At 61.8% G+C, this 8,895-nt stretch carries 9 protein-coding genes and 1 pseudogene; all 10 read left to right on the top strand.

Annotated features, from left to right (window positions below):
• Positions 1 to 69: 69 nt before the first annotated feature.
• Positions 70 to 342 (top strand): annotated as a pseudogene (locus tag D9C15_RS34695) (LIC_13387 family protein); the annotation flags it as partial.
• Positions 343 to 1,633: 1,291 nt separating this feature from the next.
• On the top strand, positions 1,634 to 2,071 hold the full coding sequence (locus D9C15_RS09310; RefSeq protein WP_127997182.1) for a T6SS immunity protein Tdi1 domain-containing protein: 438 nt from the start codon (positions 1,634 to 1,636) through the stop codon (positions 2,069 to 2,071).
• 162 nt (positions 2,072 to 2,233) lie between these two features.
• Positions 2,234 to 2,923 carry a hypothetical protein gene (locus D9C15_RS09305; protein ID WP_127997181.1) on the top strand — a complete coding sequence of 230 codons (690 nt, stop codon included), beginning with the start codon at positions 2,234 to 2,236 and terminating at the stop codon, positions 2,921 to 2,923.
• 219 nt (positions 2,924 to 3,142) lie between these two features.
• The gene (locus tag D9C15_RS34550; protein WP_375138769.1) at positions 3,143 to 3,490 is read left to right on the top strand and encodes a DUF3574 domain-containing protein; all 348 of its coding nucleotides are present in this window, start codon (positions 3,143 to 3,145) and stop codon (positions 3,488 to 3,490) included.
• A gap of 1,302 nt (positions 3,491 to 4,792) precedes the next feature.
• Positions 4,793 to 5,266: a metallophosphoesterase family protein gene (locus D9C15_RS09295; RefSeq protein ID WP_127997179.1), complete on the top strand. Its 474-nt coding sequence runs from the start codon at positions 4,793 to 4,795 to the stop codon at positions 5,264 to 5,266.
• Between the two features lie 135 nt (positions 5,267 to 5,401).
• Complete coding sequence (locus D9C15_RS09290) at positions 5,402 to 5,821, top strand: hypothetical protein (protein WP_127997178.1); 420 nt, start codon at positions 5,402 to 5,404, stop codon at positions 5,819 to 5,821.
• Between the two features lie 130 nt (positions 5,822 to 5,951).
• The gene (locus tag D9C15_RS09285) at positions 5,952 to 6,380 is read left to right on the top strand and encodes a nucleotide triphosphate diphosphatase NUDT15 (RefSeq protein WP_127997177.1); all 429 of its coding nucleotides are present in this window, start codon (positions 5,952 to 5,954) and stop codon (positions 6,378 to 6,380) included.
• A gap of 156 nt (positions 6,381 to 6,536) precedes the next feature.
• The gene (locus tag D9C15_RS09280) at positions 6,537 to 6,917 is read left to right on the top strand and encodes a nuclear transport factor 2 family protein (RefSeq protein ID WP_127997176.1); all 381 of its coding nucleotides are present in this window, start codon (positions 6,537 to 6,539) and stop codon (positions 6,915 to 6,917) included.
• A gap of 42 nt (positions 6,918 to 6,959) precedes the next feature.
• Positions 6,960 to 7,610 (top strand): protein tyrosine phosphatase family protein, encoded by a 651-nt coding sequence (locus D9C15_RS09275; protein WP_127997175.1) that lies wholly within the window; start codon positions 6,960 to 6,962, stop codon positions 7,608 to 7,610.
• Between the two features lie 139 nt (positions 7,611 to 7,749).
• Positions 7,750 to 8,754, top strand: coding sequence for a trypsin-like peptidase domain-containing protein (locus D9C15_RS34545; RefSeq protein ID WP_127997174.1), 1,005 nt, complete (start codon positions 7,750 to 7,752; stop codon positions 8,752 to 8,754).
• The last annotated feature ends 141 nt before the right edge of the window (positions 8,755 to 8,895 follow it).

The raw sequence follows: 8,895 nt of genomic DNA, 5'->3' as shown, positions 1-8,895 counted from the left end.
CCACCCCCGGCTTGATGCTTCCGGGGCGTAGGCTACCCACTCAAACTTCAGGAGAGGCAAGTCTCTCCGTTCATCACCCGCCAAACCAACATTTGGAGCGCCGGCCAGGGCTTCCACGCTAGTCATAGCTTCGGCGCCATGCTCTTCGGGCTGGTGTATCTCTATCTCGCATTTGAACCGAGCCACTTCTTGCTCGGCTCGTACTTCTTGCTCAGCCTCGGCTTGGTCTACCTGCTTGCCATGGCTGTGCTTGCGCGCCGGTACTGGTTCAGCATCCCATTTCGCGGTGTAAGCCTCTCGTGTGTCGCGTATGTAGGCGCGTGGCTCGTGAGTGCGGCCTAACCCTTCGCTCGAGAGGGACCTCCACCGGCAAGGCACTTGGCCCGCGGGCCGGTGTGGTCCATCATCCGTCCCGCGGGCCAAGCGCCTTCCCGGCTACGGCCCCTCAGCTCAAACGTTAGGCCTCAGATCCAACCCGCCTGCCCCGCTTCAACATCTTTCGCCCGCGCGCGCGGATCTGGACATTCCGAAAACATGCACACGAAGTACCCGAAGCCAGACTTTCCCTCCTTGGCGAAGACCGTGACTGGTATGGCCGTCGCCCTCGCGTTCCTGCACTGGGTTCCAGATCTGGCAACCTGGATTCATTTGCATTTCTACGGGGAGAAGCTTGTTGTCAACGAGCGCAGCTATCGCGCAGTCCTCTTCGTCGCGTACTTCATGGGTGGCATCGCGACTTCCATCCATCTCGCGGGGTTCTTGTGGGCCACGTGGCATGCCAAGCGGCAAAGTAGGCCTCGGTAGCGCTTGCGTCCTATGGCCTGTACCCCGGCAACAGAGCTCCATTCTCAAAGGTGCCGACTCAACGGCTCAGTCATTCAGAGCGTAGCAACTGAGGCCTAACCCTTCGCTCGAGGCGACCCTCCACGGCTTGGCACTTGGGCCGCGAACCCGTGGTGCATATCATCGGGCTCGCGGCCCAAGCGCCAATCCGCGGCGGTCGCCTCAGCTCAAACGTTAGGCGTCACGGTGGCAACAGTTCAGGCACGCAAACGGCGAATTGTCCAGCGGCCCAAGTGGTCGCCAGAGGTCCTTTGCTATCGCCATCTGCCGCGAAGTCAATCCACAGTGCGTCGCCACTACGACTTGTGGCGTGAGGAGCAGGGACTCCGGGTCAGGTGCGACAACCCAGAATGTAGGTTTCACTTCGAGCCGCTCGAGTGGTTGGGCAAGAGATTCAAGCCGATCCTTGACCATGCAAATGGGCAACGCCTTGACAACAGCCCAAAGAATCTTCGTTACCTGTGCCCGCTCTGCGACTCTCAACTACCGACACGTGGCGGCGGCAATAGGCAACGCGTCATCTATAGCCGCGAAACCTCGTATGCGGTGAAGCGCCCCGATGGAGGACGCGACGATCACGTTATCCCACCGTCTGGCAATGTTCGCCTCACTGGGCTTGCTCCCACAGTCGCCGTCTCACAGGTCGGCCAAGACAGTGACGCCTAACCCTTCGCTGGAGCGGGACCTCCACCGGCATAGCACTTGGCCCGCGAGGCGTTGTGGTCCATCATCCGCCTCGCGGGCCAAGCGCCATCCCGGTTCCGGCCCCTCAGCTCAAACGTTAGGCGTCATGGCAATCATCGAAGACATTCGCGACGGGTGGGGCTGGACTGGGATCAATCCATTCGAAGTCGTCGGGGAGAACGACTTTGGCAATCTTCTGGTTCGTGATGCGCGTGGTAACTACTGGCGCATATGTCCAGAAGACCTGTACTGCAGAGTCATTGCCACCGATCGAGACGAACTTGACGCTCTCTACCGAGATCAAGAGTTTCTCGGCGACTGGCACATGAATCGGCTAGTTGAGGACGCTGAACGACATCTTGGCCCGCTAGAGCCTGGCCGCAAGTACTGCTTGAAGATTCCAGGCACCCTCGGTGGCGAGTACGGGGGCAACAACCTTGCTTCGATCACGCTCGCTGAGCTCATCCGCGCCTCAGGTCACATCGCGCGGCAGCTCGAGGGTCTTCCAGATGGCTCCAAGGTCAGCCTCCGCATCACAGAATGACGCCTAACCCTTCGCTGGAGGCGACAGCCACCGGCTTGGCACTTGGCCCGCGAGGCGCTCGTTCTTATCATCCGCCTCGCGGGCCAAGCGCCAACCCGGCGTCTGCGCCTCAGCTCAAACGTTAGGCGGCATTGGCAACGGTCCTGGTACACGGAGGTACATATGGCACAAGCTGAAATGTGGAAGCTTCTGCACCTACTGAACATCCACGGACCTACTCTGTCACGCAAGCAGATTCGAGCCATGGGGATCACTTGCGACCCCGACACGCTATTTGCGCTTGTCAGCTCTGGCATCGTGCAGGCACTACCCCCGGGTCGTTCCTATGACACAGCCGATGAATACCGGCTGTCCGATACGGCGACCTGCCTGCTTCAGAACTTTCTCGTCGGCAATCGCCGCTTCGTCCAGAACGACATTCGACTGTGCGAACCTTCCGTTTTCGTCGTCATGCCGTTTGGTGAGCCCTGGTCAGATCTCGTGTATACACAACTGCTGGAACCGGCCGTCACCGCAGCAGGGTTGAAGTGCCTACGCGGCGACAGTATCGACCGCACCAACAACCTCTTGAGCAATGTGATCCAAGCCATCGCGACGGTGGGACTAGTGTTGGCAGATCTCTCTGCCCAGAACGCGAATGTCTACTACGAACTCGGCTTGTGCGACTCACTGGGCAAAGAGCGGCGAATCCTGAAGCAAACTGGAGTTCAACTACCAGCTGACTTGGCAGGGGCTCACTACATCGAGTACGACCGCGACAACCCATCAGCCGCTCGTCCACGCCTCGAGACGGAACTACGGAGTTGGCTGACCAGCAATGACCTTTCGCCACTGGCGTCGAGCGGGCGGTAGATGCCGCCTAACCCTTCGCTCGAGCGGACCTCCACCGGCAAGGCGCTTGGGCCGCGACACGCTCAGGCCTATCATGCGTGTCGCGGCCCAAGCGCCTTGCCGGTGGCGTCCGCTCAGCTCAAACGTTAGCCGTCACACCCACCTCCCGTTGCAGTCGTGCGCATCCTTCGCAGTCTTGCCGGTCTGTCTATCCTCGCCGGGCTCACTGCTTGCGGATCAATGCCCTCGCCGGTTTGCCCGAGCGGCCAGAACGCAGCTGTCCACGAGTTGCTGTACTTCGGAACAGACAAACCGTCCGGGCGCGTCACACCCGAAGACTGGGCGCAGTTCCTCAGTGAAACCGTCACACCGAGGTTCCCCACCGGTCTAACCGCCTGGCAAGCCTCCGGTCGGTGGCGCTCAGCCTCGGGTGCCGTAGTGCAGGAAGCCTCGTACGTGCTGAATCTCGTTCATCCGCCAAGCGCCGCGGCGGAGACCGCAGTACTCGAGCTCATCACGTCGTACAAGGCCAAGTTCCAGCAGGAAGCGGTGCTCCGCGTCAAGGCGAACGTCTGCATGTCCTTATAGCGCCGCGCCTGCATCGCCAGTGACGGCTAACCCTTCGCTCGAGGCGACCCTCCACGGCTTGGCACTTGAGCCGCGAACCCATGGTGCATATCATCGGGCACGCGGCCCAAGCGCCAATCCGCGGCGGTCGCCTCAGCTCAAACGTTAGGCCTCGAATTGCCGAGCGGTGGTTCTTGCGCTTCTCTGTAGCTTCAAGTCCGGCTAGTCTTGGGCGCATCGGTCAGCTGCCCGCAACCCGAGCAGCCGCTCAGCTCGGACGCCCGGTGCGCTCCGGGGCCACCACTTTCTCGAAGCTCGAAAGGCCTTCGCGCTTCGGGTCCACGGAACAGTAGTCTTCGGACGGCTCGCGCCACCCCGGAAGAGTTTGCCGTTTACCGCATCGGCCCCAGCAGGCCGCCCGTCCTTCGGCGGTCGGCTCGCCGTTGGTGGTTCGCTGAACGTAGGGAACAACTCACCCATCCCAATCCGTCTCGCCCTCGCCTACAAGAAGGGCCAACGTCAGGCGTCAGCTTGGCCCAGTCGAGCGTCCCTCCGGCAGAGCAATGCCAGTCTCACCCTCCGCAACGCTCAGGCCCGGTCGCGAGTCGAGGCCTAACCCTTCGCCCGAGGCGACCCTCCACGGCTTGGCACTTGGGCCGCGAGCCCGTGGTGTCTATCATCGGTCTCGCGGCCCAAGCACCAACCCGCGGCGGTCGCCTCAGCTCAAACGTTAGGCGTCGAAGAGGAAGCGCTTTGTCGTATGACCACGGGGCGTCGATACCATCGACCTCTTCTGAGCCGAGTTTCTATGGACGTCTCCTGCCGGCTTGGCCAGCGGAAGTGTAAACAGTGATGGAACTCACCAGAGTCCTCGAACAGATCAACAACCTAGACAGTCGAGAGGCCGTCCGGCAGTTCGGCCCTAAGTGGTCAATCGTCGTTGTCAGCCCTTCGCTGCAGGTCGTAGCCGTCGGTCGCTACAAAGAGCGACCAAGCCTGCTCGCGGTGGACGAGTTGATTGCGCCTCATAGGGGTTGTGCGTACTTCTACGCAACGCCTGGCATGTACGACACACGTAACGCCTTGGAATCAAGAGTTCAGGCCTGCGAAGAGGCGTTTCGGGATCGGTAGCGCCCCCCAGCTGGGACAGGCAAATTCACTGCTCTGAGGTCCGCGACGACGCCTAACCCTTCGCTCGAGGCGACCCTCCACGGCTTGGCGCTTGGGCCGCGAAGCCGTGGTGCATATCATCAGCCTCGCGGCCCAAGCGCCAACCCGCGGCGGTCGCCTCAGCTCAAACGTTAGGCGGCATGTGGAGCGTCTGTGTTTCGCGTAGGGCTCATCTCAGACACGCACGGGCTGCTTCGCCCCCAAGCAGTTGAGTTCCTGCGCGGAAGCGACCACATCATCCACGCCGGAGACATCTGCGACCCGCTCATCCTTGAGCAGTTGGCCAGCCTGGCACCGCTCACCGCTGTGCGAGGTAACAACGACTCAGGTGTTTGGGCAAGAGAACTTGCAGAAGTCGAGCTCGTACGCATCGACGAAGTGTCCATCTACGTCATCCACGACCTCGCCGCAATGCAGGTTGAGCCTGCAAGTGTTGGGGCAAGCGTAGTTGTCTCCGGGCACTCTCACATGCCGCTTGTGCGGGAGCGCAGCGGTGTCCTCTTCGTCAATCCGGGTAGCGCTGGTCGCCGGAGATTCAAGCTCCCAGTGTCGGTTGCCGAGTTGCGCATCCACGGTAAGTCAATCTCCGCGCAAACCGTCGAGCTGGCGCTCGAGAATGCCGCCTAACCCTTCGCTCGAGGCGACCCTCCACGGCTTGGCACTTGGGCCGCGAACCCGTGGTGCATATCATCGGGCTCGCGGCCCAAGCGCCAATCCGTGGCGGTCGCCTCAGCTCAAACGTTAGGCCTCACAGTCAACGCCGTGCTCTCGTCCAAGCTCTCTGCGTTCACGAATCCCGAAGACCCTGCGCAACTGCAGGAATTGGAGGCCACGCTCGCAAGCGCATATGCAACAGGCCTGAGTCAATCGGACAAAGCAGCCCTGCTCCAGGTCTTCGAGCGATTTCCTGAAGACGATGGCTTCGGTGTCTTCTGGAGCATCGTTCATGCGCTAGAGGCGGCTGACAACTATGAAGAAGAACTGGTCGCCTCCGTTCGTCGGACACCTTGCGTGTTCAATGCCCTCATGACCAATCGAATCGTCAATGCCGGTTCCAGCACTGTCGCCGGAGTACCCGCCCAGCAGCTTCTCAAGGAAGTCCTGGGCCACAGCGCGGCAACCCCAAGCGTCATCAAGCACGTTCATGGCTACCTGCAACGTCAAGTTGGCGGAGCGAGGTGAGGCCTAACCCTTCGCTCGAGGCGACCCTCCACGGCTTGGCGCTTGGGCCGCGAGGCGCTGGTGCATATCATCCGCCTCGCGGCCCAAGCGCCAAGCCGCGGCGGTCGCCTCAGCTCAAACGTTAGGCCGCATGGGAACGACCGTCGAACCTCGTGACGTTCAGGTTGGCGTTGGCGTCATCATCATGCGCGCTGGGCGTGTGCCTCTAGGGGAGCGCACAGGGTCCCACGGCGCAGGCACTTGGGCATTTCCGGGTGGGCATCTTGAATTCGGCGAGTCACCGGAGACTTGCGCAATCCGAGAGGTGCTCGAGGAAACGGGGCTTGAGGTACAGAACCTTCATCCTGGGCCCTTCTCGAGCGACGTCTTCGTCGAAGAGGGCAAACACTACGTCACGCTCTTCGTCCTGGGTGCCTGTCCGCACGGGGAGCCTGAGGTGTGCGAGCCACTGAAGTGCCTTCGTTGGGCGTGGTTCGCCTGGTCTGAGCTTCCGCAACCACTCTCTGCTCCCGTCGCCTCGCTCCTCCGCTCTGGCTTCAGGCCTGCGAATGCGGCCTAACCCTTCGCTCGAGGCGACCCTCCACGGCTTGGCACTTGGGCCGCGAACCCGTGGTGCATATCATCGGGCTCGCGGCCCAAGCGCCAACCCGTGGCGGCCGCCTCAGCTCAAACGTTAGGCATCACACCCCACACCGCGCTACCCGGGAGCGTCTCAATGTCAGAGCAAACGCGCGCTCTCATTCAGGCCCATTGGAGCCTGGCGAACGCTCGGGAATGGAGCCAGTTCAGTCGGCTGCTTCATCCAGCGCTGTGCTACGAGGTTCCGCAAACCCGCGAGTACGTCGAAGGGAGTCACGGCTACCTCGAGATGTTCAGCACTTGGCCAGGAGACTGGAAGGCCTCCATCAAGCATCTCGTGTGCGAGAAGTCCAAGGCGGTCTGCGTCATCGACTTCGCGGTCGGAGCCGAATCCATGACTGGCATCTCAATCTTCGAGGTGAACGACGGAGTCATCACTGGAGTCACCGACTACTGGCCTGAGCCGTATGAGCCGCCGCCCCGCGCAACTCCACTCATGAAGCGCAGGCCCGAGTGATGCCTAACCCTTCACTCGAGGCGACCCTCCACGGCTTGGCACTTGGGCCGCGAACCCGTGGTGCATATCATCGGTCTCGCGGCCCAAGCGCCAACCCGTGGCGGTCGCCTCAGCTCAAACGTTAGGCCTCACGAAGTGAACTCCTCGGCACGCCACCATGCTCGAACAGCCTTCTTTGGGTTGGTCACTTCTGTCATCGGCATCACCACTAGCGCCATCGGCGCCGAGGTGGCCATACAGGCCCCAAACGTTGTTCCCATCTCTCCGATGCTTGTCACGGCCGGCCAGCCGACGGCCGACGCCCTAACCAAGCTGTCAGAGCACGGGTTCATGGCGGTCATCTATCTCGCGCCGCCTACCGTACAGGATGCAGTTCCCGGAGAAGCCGAGATTGTCCGCAAGCAAGGCCTCGAGTTCGTCAACATCCCGGTCCAGTTCGGCAATCCAACAGAGGCAGACTTTGAGTCCTTCGTCCAGGTGATGAAGCGCCTCACCGGCAGGAAGGTCCTGGTCCATTGCCAAGTTAACATGCGAGCGTCCAGCTTCACCTTCTTGTACCGGGTGGTCGTCAACAAAGAGAAGCCTGAGCAGGCCTACGAGTCCGTCGCCAAGGTCTGGTCACCAGAGGGTCCATGGAAGAGCCTGCTAGTTGTCCAGCTGCGAAAGGCCGGCATCCCGTTCGAGCCGTACTAGGAGTGAGGCCTAACCCTTCGCTCGAGGCGACCCTCCACGGCTTGGCACTTGGGCCGCGCGGCGCTCGCTGGCATCATGCACCTCGCGGCCCAAGCGCCGATCCGCGGCGGTCGCCTCAGCTCAAACGTTAGGCCTCGCAATGCAGCCATTCGTCCACGGAGACCCCGAACGCCGCGCGTGGATTGAAGTCTCAGGTGCAAATCCTGATGAAGTCGAACGCCTCAAACCGACGTTGGTCGCGTTCTTGGCATTCAATCGGGAACGAACGCCTCGGCTGGCCGGAACCGGATTCGTCATCGCTGGAGACCCCGGCCTCGCGCTGGTCGTCACAGCCAAACACGTACTGGCTGAGGGCGTTTCTCAGTTCCAGGGGCTCGGTCGCACAAGCGCGCCATCGGCCATCTTCGTACCGGACCGACCGAACCTTTCCCTGAGCCCAGAACATCTCAAGGCGGTCTGGGTTGATGGCCGCAGCGCCGGACTTCTGAATATTCATTGCGCCAGCTACAACGCGAGCACTGATCTGGCCGTCTGCGCCATCGGACCGCAGGAACACAAGCCCCCTCCATTCGATCCGCGGGCCATACCATTCCATACGGCGCTTCCGAGGGTCGGGGACCCAGCTCAGATGGTCTCCATCGACGAGATGTCCGTCGCCGAATCTGAGCCGCCAGCCGACCGCACGGGTCATGGCCAAGTCCTCATGCTTTCCAGGCGCCTAAGCGTCCGCGTCGGCGTGGTCACAGGATTGTTTCCCCACGGCCTTCGGCAGTACAGGTGGCCCTGCTTCACAACCTCAATTCCGGCCGAGCCTGGGATGAGCGGTGGCTATGTCTGCATCCCGAAACCGGGATCAACCGTAGCGGCATGTGGAGTCGTATGCGCAGACGCATCCACCGACGAAGCTCGGATCAACCAGTCGCTAGCTGGAGAATCAATCATCGGTTGCACTTGGCCGGCGTTGGGTCTCCCCCTGCCGGAGCACATCGGGCGGCCTGAGACTCGCACCCTTCTAGAGATGGCCATGAACGGTGATATCCCCATGCCGGTTGGCGGCGTCCAGCACATCGGCCTCACTACTGACGCGCAAGGGAAGCAGGCAGTCCACTTTCGCGGAATGCCAGGCAGCGCGAGCGAGGCCTAACCCTTCGCTCGAGCGGACCTCCACCGGCATGGCGCTTGGGCCGCGAGGCGCTCAGGTTTAGCATGCACCTCGCGGCCCAAGCGCCATGCCGGCGGGTCCGCTCAGCTCAAACGTTAGGGCGCACGCAGACCCTTTTGGTTC

Origin of the sequence: Piscinibacter defluvii, from assembly GCF_004011805.1 — a bacterium.
In the GTDB taxonomy this organism is placed as follows: Bacteria; Pseudomonadota; Gammaproteobacteria; order Burkholderiales; family Burkholderiaceae_C; genus Piscinibacter; species Piscinibacter defluvii.
This window is presented reverse-complemented; position numbering and strand designations above follow the sequence as displayed.

Excerpts from the sequence above, each read along its gene's own strand:
- D9C15_RS09285 (WP_127997177.1), top strand. The coding sequence starts at position 5,952 with ATGGGAACGACCGTCGAACCTCGTGACGTTCAGGTTGGCGTTGGCGTC.
- D9C15_RS09280 (WP_127997176.1), top strand. The coding sequence starts at position 6,537 with ATGTCAGAGCAAACGCGCGCTCTCATTCAGGCCCATTGGAGCCTGGCG.
- D9C15_RS09305 (WP_127997181.1), top strand. The coding sequence starts at position 2,234 with ATGGCACAAGCTGAAATGTGGAAGCTTCTGCACCTACTGAACATCCAC.
- D9C15_RS09310 (WP_127997182.1), top strand. The coding sequence starts at position 1,634 with ATGGCAATCATCGAAGACATTCGCGACGGGTGGGGCTGGACTGGGATC.
- D9C15_RS34550 (WP_375138769.1), top strand. The coding sequence starts at position 3,143 with ATGCCCTCGCCGGTTTGCCCGAGCGGCCAGAACGCAGCTGTCCACGAG.
- D9C15_RS34545 (WP_127997174.1), top strand. The coding sequence starts at position 7,750 with ATGCAGCCATTCGTCCACGGAGACCCCGAACGCCGCGCGTGGATTGAA.